Raw genomic sequence first — 14,930 nt, forward strand, 5'->3', positions numbered from 1 at the left:
TTTTGTTCTTCTTGACAGCAATTACTATAGCACTTACTTTTTTAAATGTCATTTTAATAAATTTAAAAAAAATTAAAATCTATTAAAACGTTATTAAAACAACGTTTCTTTTATTCCCTCTACTTAGAAAAATGAGAAAAAGCGTTATTTTATAATTAAAGTAATCGAAAAAAAAATGAAATTGTATCTAGACTTTAGTGAATAATTCATTTAAAGTATCACTTAACAGATTATTACGTTATAAGGAGAACAGAAATGGCTTTTTTACTAAAAAAAGAAAATCAACAAAAAATTGATATCCTGAATTATCTTGAGCTTTCACCTTCACAAACTGCCAGTATTAAACAAATAAGTGAAGATCTGTTACTTTCGACCTTTATTATAAAAAAGGCACTTACTCAAGTATCAGAAGATCTCTCAACTCATCATATTTTCGGTCTAAAATTAATTGAATCGCAAAAGAAGATTACCTTTACTTCAGATGGATCAGACTCTATCTTGACTTTAAAATGGATTTATCTTAAACAGTCAACTTTATTTCTTCTCTTAGATGGTTTTTTTAAAGAGGAATACTCCACGTTGGAAAGCTTCTCAAAAAAATACTTTTTAAGCCTTCCCACTGCTTATTTACTAAAAGTAGAGTTAGAAAAACACCTGCAACATTTTAACCTTTCAATTAGTTCTGAACTAACTTTAGAGGGTCAAGAAAAAACTCTTCGCTTTTTTATGTTCAATGTTTATTTTCATTATTTTAATAGTTTAGAACTGCCTTTTTCAAAAGATCTAATCAATTTAGTTGAAAATTTTATTAATAACCTTTCATTTGCAACTGGATTTTCTTACTCTGCTACACAGCGATTAAAACTACACTATTTTTTATTGGTTACCTTTCAACGTCTCTACCATGGACAAACATTAACTAAGAACGAATCTCTTGTCTCATTTAATTCCATTCAGCTAAAACTAAAGAAAACTATTTTTTCTTTTTTTGATCAGACAACCTCTCTTACTACAAAAGAAAATGAGTTAGAGACAAGCTTTTTAATCTCCTTCTTATATTCAGAGAATCTCATTCCCAATTTGTCGTCAACTGCTGCATTGTCTTTTATCCATTCTGCTAGTGAAGCTACGGTCCAGCTAACTTCACTCTTTTTAAATGCCTTAAAAAAAATGTTTGATATTTCGATAGAGATGCCTAATTACACTTACTTACAAAAAGAATTAAATCGAATTCATTATAAATATCTTAACTTTAATGAACCATTAGCTACTCCGCCTTTTCAATTTAATACCAGTTTTTTAAAAGAAAACTATCCTGATTTTTTCATTTTTATTGATGATTTTACTCAAAAAAATCTTATCCTACTTCACGAAACTGATACACTTTACTATGATTATTTATTTACGCTTATCAAATATATCCCTTTATCTTTACTTACTCATCCAATCTATGTATGTGTTGATTTTTCGCGCGGAAGATCCTACAATCATTTCATTGCAACTAACATAAAATCATTTAAATTTCTAAATATCGTAATTGAAAAAAGAATTTCAGATAACACAAATCTTTATCTTTCTGATTTTAAACCAACTGGACTAACCCTTGATTTTATTCTTTGGAAAAATCCTCCTCTGCCTTCTGACTGGGAGCACTTCGGAAATAAAATTATCGAATTAAAAAACAACGAAAGGTGATTAAACATCTATGCAAATTCCTTTAAAATTCATTCAAATCCCAAAAACTTTCTTTGTATTCGGAACACTTTTTTCAAGCCTCCTTTTCCATCCACAAGCAGAGGCTACTAAACCTCCAAATCACGCTATTTTAATTGCTGAAGTTTCACCTGTAAACCCGCTAAATCCTACTATAACAGTTGATCCTATGCCTGCTCCACCTGATTACAATTCTCATTCTAAAACAAAAAATAAAGAGATACAAAAACAAAAATCCGTACAAAAAAAAGAATCATCTGATTTAATTACTACAGAAAAAAAAGCAAAACCCAAAAAAAAAGCCTCTAAATTAACAGCTATAAAAAATTTAGATTCCTATTCATTTAATAACAAAAAAACAGATTCTCCTATTGCCTTAAATGACCCAAACGAAGGAGATCCTCCACCCAATTCTTTACCATTAACCTTAACTGGTGAACTACTTTCCGGTTTATCTGGTCTGTTGTTGTATGGTACTATCAACTAAAAAAGCCTATTAAACTAGCTACCGAATAATCGGTTATCCTTAGTTTAATAGGCTTTCTTTTATTTATCATCCAATTTTTAAATAATTTTCACGCTTCAATCCACTCACACTCAACATAATCAAAAAGCTGATTAAGTATAAAATCGATAGGAAACCCATCACGACTAGTAAATTGTATTGATCTAATAAGAACCCAATCACTACTGATGAAAACCCACCAACAGCACGCCCTGTATTAATAATAACGTTATTTGCCGTAGAACGAATGGAGGTTGGATATAAGCGGCTCACAATAGCGCCATAACCTGCAAACATTCCATTAGCGAAAAATCCGACAATGGCTCCGCCAATCAGCATAGTCCATTGATTTGAAGCATAAACGAAAATGAACACCGAAGCTGCTGAAGCTAATAAGAACACACTATATGCCAAGCGAGCACCTAATGTATCTAATATTTTCCCAAACAATAACATACCTAAGCTCATACCTACTATGGTGGAAATCATCCATAAAGACGATCCCGAAACGGACAACCCTAAATTCTTTTGAACGATGGAAGGCAACCAATTCATTAAACCAAAGTATCCAGCGATTTGGATAATCGCCATCATCATGAGAGAAATCGTTTGACGCGCCAACTTAGGCGTTTTAAAAAGTTCTGTTAACGAAACATTGGGTTTATTTTCGGTGTCTGCTTGACTTTTTTTCCACTCTTCACTTTCATCTAAATGATTACGGATAAAAAAGGTCATGACTACCGGTAAAAGTCCGAATAAAAATAATGCGTGCCAACCAAATAGCGGAATAATGATCGCCGCAATAATGGCAGCTAGTATCGCACCCATTTGTCCTGCAACTGCAACTATCGAAGTCATTTTCCCTAATTTTTCTTTCGGAAATGCTTCAGCGACAATTGCCATTCCAATTCCATATTCTCCACCAGCACCAATTCCTGCTAAAAAACGGAAGAGGTAAACCAAGTAAATATTGCTTGCAAAATACATCGCTCCTGTTGCCAGTGCGAAAATTAAAATCGTATAGGTAAAAATTTTAATTCGTCCATATTTATCTGCTAAGACGCCAAAAATAACGCCACCTAAAAGCATTCCCACATTTGTAATGGAAGAAATCAAGCCTGCTGCTGCGCCGTTAACATTTAAATCTGCAATGATTGATGTTAATGCGAAAGATAAGAACATGATGTCCATACTTTCTAACCCTAATCCTGCTGCTGACGAAGCCAATACCCTTTTTTGGTAGCCTGACATTGCTGTTTTGCCTTGTGCCGTTTTACTTATCATATTCACTTTTCCTCCTAAAACGAATGATCTCTGCCATTCATTATTTTACGTTAGACTTATTATACGGATAACTGAGGAAAAGTACAATAGCTTTTTTGCATTTCGTCACAATTTTTTTCCACTTTCATTTTTAACTAATAGCTATTCTCTTCATCATAAAATAATGTGCTTCTGCTGGTAAGGGATGTTCTTCAATTTTTCCAATTTCTTGATACCCATTTTTTAAATAAAAACCTGGAGCATTAAAACTCATTGTTTCTAATACGATCAACTGGCAGTTTTCCTCTTTAGCCAATTGCTCCACATGCTCCAGTAATTGCTTACCTACGCCTTTTCCTCTTGTATTCTCAGCAACATAAAACAATTCAATCCGTAAATAATTCCAATGAATTTCACCCACAATGCCACCGAGTACTTCTCCTGCTTCTTCAATAGAAAAACTGATTTTTTGACTTTCATAACCTGTTAAATCAGGGACTTTCACTTTTGTGTAATCATCTAATTTCTTCAACAATTGTTGGCTATTTTGTGTATAATCTACCTGTTTGATTTCCATTTTGCTTCACTCCATCATTAAATTTATATCTGAACACAAAAAAACTGGACAAGAAAATTAACTTTCGTTAACCATCTTGTCCAGCACAACGTGTACCCTCCGATATTGGATTTCAGCATATCATCCTTTTCGCTAAATTGCAATACCTTTTACAGCTCATGATAAGCGCTATACACCTCTTGCTTTTTCAATTCTCTCAACAACGCCACTTCTTTAATGGCTTTTTTACTTGGCAATTCTTGTTCGTCCATGACTTTTTCAACATGCTCTTTCAAACTCAACTTTTCCCAATCACGTATTTCCTCATGATAAGTACCCTCATGATTGCCTTCTAAAATCAGACAAAATTCTCCACGAACTTCTGAATCGGTCGCCCACTGGTAAGCCTCTTCTAAAGTACCTCGCAAGAACTCTTCAAATTTTTTTGTCAACTCTCGACAACACACAATTTTACGCGTTGGCCCAAAAACTTCTATCATATTTTTCAACACTTCTTTTAAACGATGGGGAGATTCGTATAAGATAACCGTTTCTTGATGCTGATTTAGCTTTGTCAATTCTTGGATTTGTTCTTTCTTTTTCCGCGGTAAAAACCCATAAAAATAAAAAGGTTGCGGTGCTAATCCAGAAGCGATTAAGGCAGTTAAACCAGCGTTCGCTCCCGGTAATGGTACCACTGGAATGGCTAATTCGATACAAGCAACCACCAATTCATGGCCTGGATCACTAATGGAAGGCATTCCTGCATCACTCACTTGTGCAATGCTTGTTCCGGCTAACAATTTTTCCGTTAATTGACCGATACGCTCTTGAGTATTGTGTTCATGAAAACTGATTTGAGGCGTCGTAATTTCAAAATGATTGAGTAATTTTTGCGTATTTCTCGTATCTTCTGAAGCAATTAAATCGACTTCTTTTAACAACCGAATGCCTCGTAACGTCATATCTTCTAAATTGCCAATTGGGGTTGGGATTAAGTAGAGAATTCCTTTTGTTTCATTTTGAAAACTTTTTTGACTTGAAATCATGCGCTATCCCTCCTTTTCATTCTCTGCTTGGCTTAGGTCAACAATACATACTTGTGTTTTTTTAATTGGAAAGTCAATTCCTGCCTGTTTTAAAAAAGCTATTTTTTTAGCCTTCGTTTGTTTTTTAAAGGCATACTCTGCCTTCGTTGCTTCACTTCTTGATGGAAAGCCAGCAGCATAAATCATTTTCAAAGGCCGTCGATACGCAGGCTTTGTATATTTTGCACCGACACCATCATTATGCTCTTTTTCACGTCGTTTCAAATCCGTTGTATACCCACCATAAAACGTACCATCCTGACAAAGGAGTACATAGAAATAACTAGTCTTTATCGCCATATAAAATTCCTCTAATTTCTGGTAAATACTCATTATCTTCACCGTACACGAATAATGGTGGCATCACGCGAAAGCCTGTCTCTTTCCCATCTTTAATGCCTTCAATCAACAAAATATTGGCTTCTTTATTCGCTTTTGGATAAACCAACTGCATTCTTTTTGGCGCTAAACGATTGGCCTTCATGGCTTCTAAAATTTCAATCAAACGATCTGGTCTGTGAACAAAATAAGCTTTGCCGTTCATTTTTAATAAGCCACTGGTCACTGACATCACTTCATTTAAATTTGTATGGATTTCATGTCTTGCAATTGCCAAGTGTGGATTGGGATTTTTTTTACTGGTGACTGGAGATGAAAAATACGGTGGATTACAAGTGACAACATCTACCGAATCCTTTTCAATCCATTTTGTCGCCTCACTTAAATTCCCTTCAATCACACGGACTTGATCCGATAGCTGATTTAGCTGAATGCTTCGTTCTGCCATATCTGCTAGACGTGGTTGAAGTTCAATTCCGGTAATTTTACTTTTGGTTTTCTCACTAAGAAGCAGCCCTACCGCGCCATTTCCAGCACATAGATCCACGATTTGGCTGCGATTTCCTTGTGGAACATTTGCAAAATGCGCTAGCAAAACGGCATCCAATGAGTAGGAAAAAACAGATGGGCTTTGAATAATATCTAAATCAGCTCGAACTAAGCGATCCATCCGTTCATCGTCTTTTAACCATTGTGTCAAATAAGCCACTTCCTTCACTAGTATAATCGTCATTTATTATAACATAAAAAAGATACAAAAAAACGTTAGAAAAAGGTGAATTCCCCTTTCTAACGCCTTCCTTTTATTCCGTTACTTTTAAAATGATTTTCCCAATATTTTTATTGGCTTCCATATAATCATGCGCCGCTGCTGCCTTTTCAAGTGGAAAGACACAATCAATAATCGGTTTAATCGCCCCTGATTCAAAATACGGCAAGGTTTTAGCCATCATTTCGTGCGTTAATTTTGCCTTGTAAGCATCACTTCGAGGTGTTAACAACGTTCCCACCAACGTAATCCGTTTTGCCATCAAACTTCTTAAATCAAATTCTTCCACCACAGAACCACCTAGCGTACCAATTAAAACCCAATGGCCATCTACTTTAATACTTTTTAGATTTTTTTCTACATAGGACGCACCAATAAAATCAAGGATCACATCCACACCCTCTTGATTCGTTACTTCCATAACACGTTCAGAAAAATCTTCCGTTTTATAATTAATCACAACATCCGCTCCAAGTTCTTCACAAAATGCTAACTTGTCTACAGAACCTGCTGTTACAATTACAGTTGCTTTTGTTAATTGTTTTGCTAATTGAATCGCTGCCGTACCAACACCACTAGCACCTGCATGAATCAACACCGTTTGACCTTCTTGTAAATCACCTAACCAATACAAGGTTTGATACGCTGTTAAAAAGACTTCTGGAACCCCTGCTGCCTGTGTAAAATCAAGATGCTCTGGAATCAGAATGGCGCGATCTGCTGGCAATACTGCATACTCTGCGTACCCTCCACGATTCACCAACCCACAAACCCTTGTCCCTTTTGGAAATTCCGTAAACGTGCTCTGATTTTCAACTACTGTACCTGCAATTTCTACTCCAAAAATTGGATAGGGTTCTTTAAAATTTTGGTTTTCTCTTGTCACAATATCTGTCCGGTTAACGGCAGCTGTTTCTACCTTTACTAACAATTCCCCTTGTTTCGGAATTGGAATTCCACTATCTTTTAACACTAATTCCTTAGAACTCCCTGGTTTTTTCATACTAATTGCTTTCATCTATTTCCCCTACTTTCTCTTGTGATCGTAGGATTATTGTAACATAAATGATTCAACTTTCTAAAGAGTTGCGCTGTTAAATTCAAATAAAAAACTACTACTCTGTGAAAGGAGTAGTAGCCAATTAAAATTATTTAGATCCAACGGTAAAGCGTTCATTAATATGCTTACCAGCTTCTGCTTCGTCAACCAATGCTGTTGCAAAATCAGCATAACTAATTTCACTTGAACCTGCAGCATTTACTAATAGATGATCTTTTCCAATCACATACGCACCAGTTTTAGCGCCATCTGGTAAGAACATTGCTGATGGACTAATATACGTCCAAGTAACATCATTTTTTGCTTTTAATTGATCGAAAGCCTCGCCCATGTTGCTTGCAGTTGGTTTAAAGGCATCTGGAAAATCGGGTGTATCCATTACGCGTACCTTCATTTCTGGATCAACATAAAGACTTCCTGCACCACCCACAACCATTAAACGAGGAGCTTTATGACCTTTTAATAGCGTTACTAAATGTGCTAAGCTTGTTTTGTGTAACTCTTCATGTCCATGGGGTGCATTAAAGGCATCTACTAAAACATCAAAATCTGCAATATCCTCAAAAGTTAAATCAAATAAATCACGCTCCAAAACAGCGACATCTTTATTAGTTACTTTTTTTGCATCTCTTACAATGGCCGTTACTGTGTGACCTTTTGCCACTGCTTCAGCTGTAATCATTTGTCCTGCTTTTCCACTTGCTCCAATAATACCAATTTTCATCATAAATTCCTCCTAATTGTTTTTTGTAACCAGAATAGTTACAATTTAACTAAAAATGAAAGGATGAACATTACATTCAACCTATTTCTAACGTTACTTCACTAAAGAACGAGCCTCTAAAACGGTAATCTCGTTAATCGTATCTGCCAATGTGGTTTTCTTAAGCTCATCTTCCATCGCTTCCTCGGCTGTTCTCATCACTCCAACAAGTGATTGCTGAATATTTTTTCCAACAATACACTCTGGGTTCGTATCTTGATGCAAGCTAAACAATTGTTTGTCTTTGACGCTCACGGCATTGTAAATATCATACAATGTAATCTCTTGCGGTTCCTTCAAAAGAGTGATGCCTCCCATACCAGGAGCAGAATCAACTAAACCTGCTTTTTTGAGTAACCCTACAATACGTCTGATAACAACTGGATTTGTATTGACACTTGCAGCAATATAATCCGAGTAAATTGTTGTTTGGCGATTTAAAGAGAGAATCGATAACACATGGACAGCTACAGGAAATTTTGTCGAAATACTCATAACAACCCTTCCTCTCTATCTGTAACCATTATAGTTACAAAAGATCAGAATGTCAACTCCTTTACTCAAGAAAGTAAAAAGAAGAGTAGCTCATCGCTTCCCTTCCTCACTTTCTATTAAATTAATTCATTTGCTCCAACGAGTTCAAAAGTGGATTCTGTATTTTTTTCAATAAATTCATAGGCATCAGAATTATTTTTCAATTCAATTACCATCATAAAATTATCTGGATTTACCATATTAAAGGTAAACGTAGTTGTTTCTTTTTGACGTTTTAAAAATTCAGTTACTTCTGCTACAGTCATTTGATTCATTTGTAGTTCACCCTTTCTCTTAATCTAAAAGCGCTTTCTTTATCTTTGTTATAATATATCATATCTTAAAAGAATTGTCTTATTATTTTTCTTTTAAGACTAACTTACATGCCTTAATAAAAATAAAACAATCCTGTTTAGACTTGTTATTTTAACAATCTAAACAGGATTATTTTAACGTCGTTCTCCATAAATAACATCCAAACAAAACGCACAAGGCTCATCATCTACTCTTCTTGAACCATAGAAAACATTACAAACATGGAAACCATCTTCATAAAGTTTTTCTAAATTCATTCGTGACTTAGTCATTTCAGGTTCGATAGCTGCCTCGTCAATTCGTTGTTGTTTTTCAATATCATCTAGCCGGTCTCTCAAATGTTGATTTTCAATTCGTAAAACGGCATTTTCTTCTACTAGCTCTTCTACCCCTTTTTTTAAACTTGTAATTTGGTGTAGCGTCGCTTCAGTCTCAAGTTCTAGTTTTGTAAAGCTATCATATAAAGTTCTTTTATCCATTTATTATCACCCGTTCTTTAATATGAAATTATAAACTTACGATCCCTTTAAAAGAAACTTACTTTACATACTAGGAGTTGCTCCATTTAACTCTTCTAACGTATACTCTAGAGCTGTTTCGCGGCCTTTTAAGCGTACCTTGATGATACGACTCAATAAATTCAGACCTACTACGGTGCCTTCACCATCTGGTGTTTGTACTTTTTTTCCGTAATCAGGCAACTCACGTTTTGCAGATTCATACTCATCATTTTCATATTTCAAACAACACATCAAACGACCACATAATCCTGAAATTTTCGTTGGATTTAATGATAAGTTTTGATCTTTTGCCATTTTAATTGAAACGGGCATAAAATCACCTAAGAAAGTCGAACAACACAGCATCCGTCCACAAGGTCCGATTCCACCAAGCAATTTGGCTTCATCACGCACACCGATTTGGCGCAATTCAATCCTCGTTTTAAAAACACTCGCTAAATCCTTCACTAACTCACGAAAATCAATGCGCCCTTCCGCACTAAAATTAAAAATCATTTTACTCCGGTCAAACGTATATTCTACGCTAATTAATTTCATTTCTAAATGATGTGCTGAAATTTTTTTATTCGCAACACTAAAAGCTGCTTCAGCGTCTACTTTATTTTGTTCTTCTTTTTTTAAATCTTTATCAGAAGCAATGCCGTTGATTGTTTTAAGTGGTTGGACTAGATCGTCCTCATGTACTTCTTTTTTTTCAATCGCAACAATGCCGATTTCTATACAATGCTGTGTTTCTACAACTACTTTATTTCCTACATGACACTCATATTTTCCTGGAGAAAAATAGTAAATTGTGCCAGCATGTTTGAATCTAACTCCAATTACTGTTTGCATTCCTTGTCCCTCACTCCAAGCATTATCTATTAATCCATTAAAAGAAGCGTCAATTGTTCAAAAACACCCTGTGCTGAAACATTGCTTTCAAGTTTTTTCTTACTTGTTAAGATCATTTCAATACTTTGAGTTAATTTTTTCCCATTAACTTTTTGCTGGAACGCATTTAACACGTCTTGATGTTGTGGATAAGCTAACAAATCAACTGAGCGATAATACAACATTAACGCATCTCGATAAGCAAGCAACAACATGTCTAGGGCGAGTTGTTGGTTCTCACGTTCTTTAAAATGGGTGATAATATCTGTTTGTACAAAAATAAATGCTTGTTTCTCATTTTTGGAAATCTGGTGAAACCATTTCCAGATAATTTCCCTAGCTTCATTAAACCATTCATTGCGATTCATTTCAACCGCAGAATCCAAACTATTCGTCAAATGAACCAACAAAGCCCCTTGTTTTTCACTAATTTCTAATTTTTCCAATTCTTGGAGTAAAATTTGCTTTGGCAATGGACTAAAATGAACTAGCTGACATCGTGATAAGATTGTGGGCAAAATCCGATTTTTAGCTGTTGTTAATAAAAATGCCACAACGGTTCCATCTGGTTCTTCTAAAAATTTCAATAAGCTATTCGCAGCTCCAACGGTCATTTTTTCAACATCCGTCACAATAAAAACTTTTTGTCTGCTTTCTACACCACTTTTTGAGAACTCCGTTTTTAATTCTCTTACTTGATCCACCTTGATTGATAAGCCATCTGGTTCAATTTCAAGGACATCTGGGTGTTGATGAGCTGCTACCCTTTTGCAGTTTAAACAAACCCCACAAGGAGAACCATCCACTTTATCTTGGCAAAAAAGTGATTGTGCAAGCCACATCGCCATTTCTTTTTTGCCTGTGCCTGTTGTCCCTTCAAAAAGGTAAGCATGGAGAAGATCTCCATGCTTTAAATTTCGCTTAAAGCGATTCATTAATTCAGGTTGAAGCCACGCTAGTTTTTTTTCTTCTGTTCCTTCCATTTTGTCACCTTCACTCATCGCTTAAAATTGATGGAATTGTTCAACTGGCATTACAAAAACGGTCGCTCCGCCGACTTGAACTTCTATTGGGTAAGGCATATGAGTATCCATTGAAACATCTAAACTAATTGGTGGCGTCATAAATTGTTCTCTAGCTTGACAGGTTTCACGAATCAAGTTTAAAACTTCATCCACTCGCTCGTCTTCAATCCCTACGATAAACGTTGTATTTCCTGCTTTCAAAAAACCGCCTGTTGTTGAGAGCTTTGTTGCACGGACACCTGCATCTACAAATTCATTAGACAAACGTACACTATCTTTATCTTGGACAATCGCTAAAATTAATTTCATCATTACTCAACCTTTCTCTTTTTAAAATTTAGTTGGAAAAACGCGTTTAATCTGATCTAAACAAGCTGCTACGACTTCTTCAATCGTACCACTTGCATCAATCAAGGTGATTCTTGCTGGATTTTCTGCTACTAAAGTTAAATACGCTGCACGAACCGCTTCATGAAACTCCAATTTTTCTTGATCCAAACGATCAAATTGACGTGTTTCCTTATTGCGATTGATGCGTTCAATTCCAACGCTAGCCTCTACATCTAAGTACAAGGTTAAATCCGGCGTTACACCGTCTGTTGCAAAGTGATTGATTGCTGCTACCTCTGAAATTCCAATCCCACGAGCAGCCCCTTGATAGGCTAGTGAGCTGTCGACAAATCGATCACAAATTACTAAAGCATCCTTGGCTAAAGCTGGGTTGATTCTTTCAATTAAATGTTGACGTCGAGCTGCTGCATAAAGTAAGGCTTCTGTACGAATATCCATCTCTGTGTTTTGAGGATTCAGAATCAATTCACGAATCTCTTCTGCAATCCGACTCCCGCCTGGTTCTCTTGTTGCAACTACATCCATTTTAATCGCGCTTTCTAAAAGTGGCAACAACTCCCTTAAGACACTTGTCTTTCCTGCACCATCTGGACCTTCTACTGTTATAAAAATACCTGCCACTTTATCGTACTCCTTATCTACTTTAATTCTTAGTTCCTATTATACGTTATCTAGTGTCATCAGTCTAATTGAAATCCTTATTTGGATGAATTTATTCTAAAAAAAAGAAGACTATTCACGTAGAATAGTCTTCTTGCTTATTCCTCAAAAAAACCTTCATCTTCCAAATAGCCAACCGCAGCATCTCTAGTTTTAAAGATAGCCTCTAACGCCCCACTAGACATGATAATGGACCACATGCCATTACGATATTCTAGCGTTAAATAATCGCCATGATCTTCCACCCAATTTTCTTGGTATCCTTCTTCATAACCATCAACCGTTTTCTTTAAATACTCAATCGCATCAGCTGTCATTTGACGAATCATTTCCGCATCTTCTTCTAAAACAGAAATGTAGCCTTTCATTGTATCTTCTTCTGGCAAATATCCCGCATAAATAAAGGCATTTCCATTAGGATGTAAAAATTTGACTACTGTTGTTTTCGGAACAGCACTTTCTTCAAAATGGTAATTCAAACGTTTAAGAGAAACTTCGTGCATCGTTAATTCTTCAAATTCATCAAAAATCGCTTTTTTTTCAGCAAATGATAACATAATTCAACCTCTTTCAATTCTGTAATTTTAATCTAATCTCCTAGTGAGAAAAAACCAGGATTTCATTCTGATTTTTCAATCCAACAATTCGATTAAACTGTGCCAATCCTGCTTTTAAAACAGCTAGCTGTTCTTGTTTAATTTCTTCTCCCTTTAAAATCAATGGAATCCCTGGTGGATAAGGAGTTACCGTAACTGCTGAAATACGTCCTATTGCTTGTTCTAAATCAACGAATTCAACAGCCTTCATCTTTTGCTGTTCATAAGATAACGCTAAAGTTGCCATTTGAGGGTATCTGACAATCGGTCGTTTTTTTTCTACCACTTCTCGGCTCTCAAACTGTTCAAGATCTACCTCTGGTAGCTGAATAGGTTGCTGCGCTTTCAACAACGGGAATGTCAATAAAATAAAAGATTCCGTTGACAGTTCTGGGAATAATCCTTTTTCTTCAAAATAAATAGCTAACTCTTCTCCTAAATAGCCCGTTTTACGAATGTTCAATTTAAGCGGATCAGCTGTTTTCAGTACATCAAATCCAGCTTGTTCTAATTTATTTTCCCAAAAAGTCACATAGGCAAGCGTCTGCTTAAGATCATCCAATGTCCAATTAGCTAAAAAGTAACGTGCATACTCCAAAGACATCATCAACAAATACGATGGACTACTGGATTGAAGTATGTGTAAATAATGTTCTATTTCCCTTTGGAATTCTATGGAACTTCCTTTTCCAATATGCAAATAAGAGGCTTGCGTTAGTGCCGGCAACATTTTGTGTGCAGAATGAACCACTGCATCTGCTCCAAGTTCCAGTGCAGAAACTGGAAAAGGTGATCCTAACGTAAAGTGAGCCCCGTGTGCTTCATCGACTAGCACCAAGCAATTATTTGCTTTTGCAAGTTCAATCAACTCTTTTAAAGGATAAATTTCGCCGTAGTAAGTTGGATACGTCATAACCAGCGCTTTAATTCCTGAATATTGTTTGAATACTGCCTTTAAAGCTGCCGGTTCAATCCCTGCTTTAATGGTGCCCTCCGCATCACTAACTTGACCTAAAAACAAAGGAGTTGCCCCTGCCAATTCAACCCCATGAATAACGGACTGATGGGCATCACGCGTCATTAAAATAAGGTCATCTCGTTTCACAGATGCCATAATCATCGCTAAGTTTCCTACTGTTGAACCGTTAACCAAATAATAACTCTTCTCACTTTTATAAAAATCAGACAACAAGGTTTGACTTGCTTCAATCACACCAGTTGGTTCATGCAGATAATCCAACCCACTTACTTCGGTTTGATCATACGCCAACAGCTGTTTAAATTCACTCATTTCATCTAGCCAATTTAAACCATTTTTATGTCCAGGAACATGAAATGAGTGTTTTTCCAATTTCTTGTGCTTTCTCAAAGCGTCAAAAAGAGGCCGTTGCTGTTGGTTAAGTTGTTCTTTCTCCATCGGCTACTGACCTCCTCTAATCAAACCTATCTAATTTTTGTACTTTTAATTTTACGAATTCGTGCTTCTTTAAATAAATAGAAGTATTTAGCTTCAGCTAATTTCGTTTCTGCAAATAATAACCCATCTTTATCAAATACAGCCTCTTCAATTTCTTTCTTATTTTCCCATTGGTCTTTTGTACGATACATCAAGTTTAAAAGGGCTTCATCGTATTCTTTACGCAATAATCCTTTTTTATTTTTCTTAAAAAACATTTTCGCTTCCCTCTTCCTTAAAGTTCTCTACGTCCTTCAACAGCTTTCAATAACGTAATTTCATCGGCATATTCAATATCACTACCTACAGATAATCCATGAGCTAAACGCGTCACCTTAATTCCTGCTGGCTTAATTAAACGTGATAAATACATCGCGGTTGCTTCGCCTTCTGCGGTTGCATTTGTAGCAATAATCACTTCATTGATTTCATCCGATTGAAGTCGTTTGATTAAACTTGGAATGTTGATATCTTCAGGACCAGTGCCTTCAATTGGGGACAATACGCCATGTAGGACATGATACAACCCATGATATTCACGCA

The 14,930-nt window shown here is 35.8% G+C and carries 20 protein-coding genes; 2 read left to right on the plus strand and 18 right to left on the minus strand.

Going from position 1 to position 14,930, the window contains the following annotated elements:
• Positions 1-255 precede the first annotated feature (255 nt).
• Complete coding sequence (locus CDIMF43_RS13470; RefSeq protein ID WP_074401475.1) at positions 256-1,695, plus strand: helix-turn-helix domain-containing protein; 1,440 nt, start codon at positions 256-258, stop codon at positions 1,693-1,695.
• Positions 1,696-1,705: 10 nt separating this feature from the next.
• The gene (locus CDIMF43_RS13475) at positions 1,706-2,200 is read left to right on the plus strand and encodes a hypothetical protein (protein ID WP_109842298.1); all 495 of its coding nucleotides are present in this window, start codon (positions 1,706-1,708) and stop codon (positions 2,198-2,200) included.
• A 66-nt stretch (positions 2,201-2,266) separates the two neighbouring features.
• Here the strand turns inward: CDIMF43_RS13475 and CDIMF43_RS13480 are convergent, their stop codons facing one another.
• The 18 genes from CDIMF43_RS13480 to CDIMF43_RS13565 form a co-directional block, all read right to left on the minus strand.
• A complete protein-coding gene (locus CDIMF43_RS13480; protein ID WP_074401473.1) occupies positions 2,267-3,502 on the minus strand; it encodes an MFS transporter in 1,236 nt (411 codons plus the stop codon).
• A 130-nt stretch (positions 3,503-3,632) separates the two neighbouring features.
• On the minus strand, positions 3,633-4,058 hold the full coding sequence (locus tag CDIMF43_RS13485) for a GNAT family N-acetyltransferase (protein WP_109842299.1): 426 nt from the start codon (positions 4,056-4,058) through the stop codon (positions 3,633-3,635).
• A gap of 149 nt (positions 4,059-4,207) precedes the next feature.
• Positions 4,208-5,086, minus strand: coding sequence for a 16S rRNA (cytidine(1402)-2'-O)-methyltransferase (gene rsmI, locus CDIMF43_RS13490; protein WP_193553790.1), 879 nt, complete (start codon positions 5,084-5,086; stop codon positions 4,208-4,210).
• 3 nt (positions 5,087-5,089) lie between these two features.
• Complete coding sequence (locus CDIMF43_RS13495) at positions 5,090-5,425, minus strand: GIY-YIG nuclease family protein (protein WP_109842300.1); 336 nt, start codon at positions 5,423-5,425, stop codon at positions 5,090-5,092.
• A complete protein-coding gene (locus CDIMF43_RS13500; RefSeq protein WP_082985691.1) occupies positions 5,409-6,164 on the minus strand; it encodes a tRNA1(Val) (adenine(37)-N6)-methyltransferase in 756 nt (251 codons plus the stop codon). Before CDIMF43_RS13500 ends, CDIMF43_RS13495 begins: the two co-directional genes overlap by 17 nt.
• A gap of 103 nt (positions 6,165-6,267) precedes the next feature.
• Positions 6,268-7,251, minus strand: coding sequence for an NAD(P)H-quinone oxidoreductase (locus CDIMF43_RS13505; protein WP_109842301.1), 984 nt, complete (start codon positions 7,249-7,251; stop codon positions 6,268-6,270).
• A gap of 130 nt (positions 7,252-7,381) precedes the next feature.
• Complete coding sequence (locus CDIMF43_RS13510; RefSeq protein ID WP_109842302.1) at positions 7,382-8,017, minus strand: NAD(P)-dependent oxidoreductase; 636 nt, start codon at positions 8,015-8,017, stop codon at positions 7,382-7,384.
• Positions 8,018-8,110: 93 nt separating this feature from the next.
• A complete protein-coding gene (locus CDIMF43_RS13515; protein WP_109842303.1) occupies positions 8,111-8,551 on the minus strand; it encodes an Rrf2 family transcriptional regulator in 441 nt (146 codons plus the stop codon).
• A gap of 116 nt (positions 8,552-8,667) precedes the next feature.
• Positions 8,668-8,865: a hypothetical protein gene (locus CDIMF43_RS13520; protein ID WP_074401466.1), complete on the minus strand. Its 198-nt coding sequence runs from the start codon at positions 8,863-8,865 to the stop codon at positions 8,668-8,670.
• A gap of 174 nt (positions 8,866-9,039) precedes the next feature.
• Positions 9,040-9,384 carry an initiation-control protein YabA gene (locus CDIMF43_RS13525; protein ID WP_034568165.1) on the minus strand — a complete coding sequence of 115 codons (345 nt, stop codon included), beginning with the start codon at positions 9,382-9,384 and terminating at the stop codon, positions 9,040-9,042.
• Between the two features lie 63 nt (positions 9,385-9,447).
• The gene (locus CDIMF43_RS13530) at positions 9,448-10,260 is read right to left on the minus strand and encodes a PSP1 domain-containing protein (RefSeq protein WP_074401465.1); all 813 of its coding nucleotides are present in this window, start codon (positions 10,258-10,260) and stop codon (positions 9,448-9,450) included.
• A 29-nt stretch (positions 10,261-10,289) separates the two neighbouring features.
• On the minus strand, positions 10,290-11,282 hold the full coding sequence (holB, locus tag CDIMF43_RS13535; protein ID WP_109842304.1) for a DNA polymerase III subunit delta': 993 nt from the start codon (positions 11,280-11,282) through the stop codon (positions 10,290-10,292).
• A gap of 21 nt (positions 11,283-11,303) precedes the next feature.
• The gene (locus tag CDIMF43_RS13540) at positions 11,304-11,633 is read right to left on the minus strand and encodes a cyclic-di-AMP receptor (protein WP_034573295.1); all 330 of its coding nucleotides are present in this window, start codon (positions 11,631-11,633) and stop codon (positions 11,304-11,306) included.
• 21 nt (positions 11,634-11,654) lie between these two features.
• Entirely contained in the window at positions 11,655-12,296 is a 642-nt protein-coding gene (gene tmk / locus CDIMF43_RS13545) for a dTMP kinase (protein ID WP_074401463.1), read from the minus strand.
• Positions 12,297-12,433: 137 nt separating this feature from the next.
• The gene (locus tag CDIMF43_RS13550) at positions 12,434-12,892 is read right to left on the minus strand and encodes a hypothetical protein (RefSeq protein ID WP_034568161.1); all 459 of its coding nucleotides are present in this window, start codon (positions 12,890-12,892) and stop codon (positions 12,434-12,436) included.
• A gap of 40 nt (positions 12,893-12,932) precedes the next feature.
• Entirely contained in the window at positions 12,933-14,348 is a 1,416-nt protein-coding gene (locus tag CDIMF43_RS13555) for an aminotransferase class I/II-fold pyridoxal phosphate-dependent enzyme (protein WP_109842305.1), read from the minus strand.
• 26 nt (positions 14,349-14,374) lie between these two features.
• Positions 14,375-14,605, minus strand: coding sequence for a YaaL family protein (locus tag CDIMF43_RS13560; RefSeq protein WP_034568159.1), 231 nt, complete (start codon positions 14,603-14,605; stop codon positions 14,375-14,377).
• Between the two features lie 17 nt (positions 14,606-14,622).
• The coding region (locus CDIMF43_RS13565) for a toprim domain-containing protein (RefSeq protein ID WP_034568158.1) at positions 14,623-14,930 on the minus strand (308 nt) is incomplete at its 5' end.

Origin of the sequence: Carnobacterium divergens (genome assembly GCF_900258435.1) — a bacterium.
In the GTDB taxonomy this organism is placed as follows: domain Bacteria; phylum Bacillota; class Bacilli; order Lactobacillales; family Carnobacteriaceae; genus Carnobacterium; species Carnobacterium divergens_A.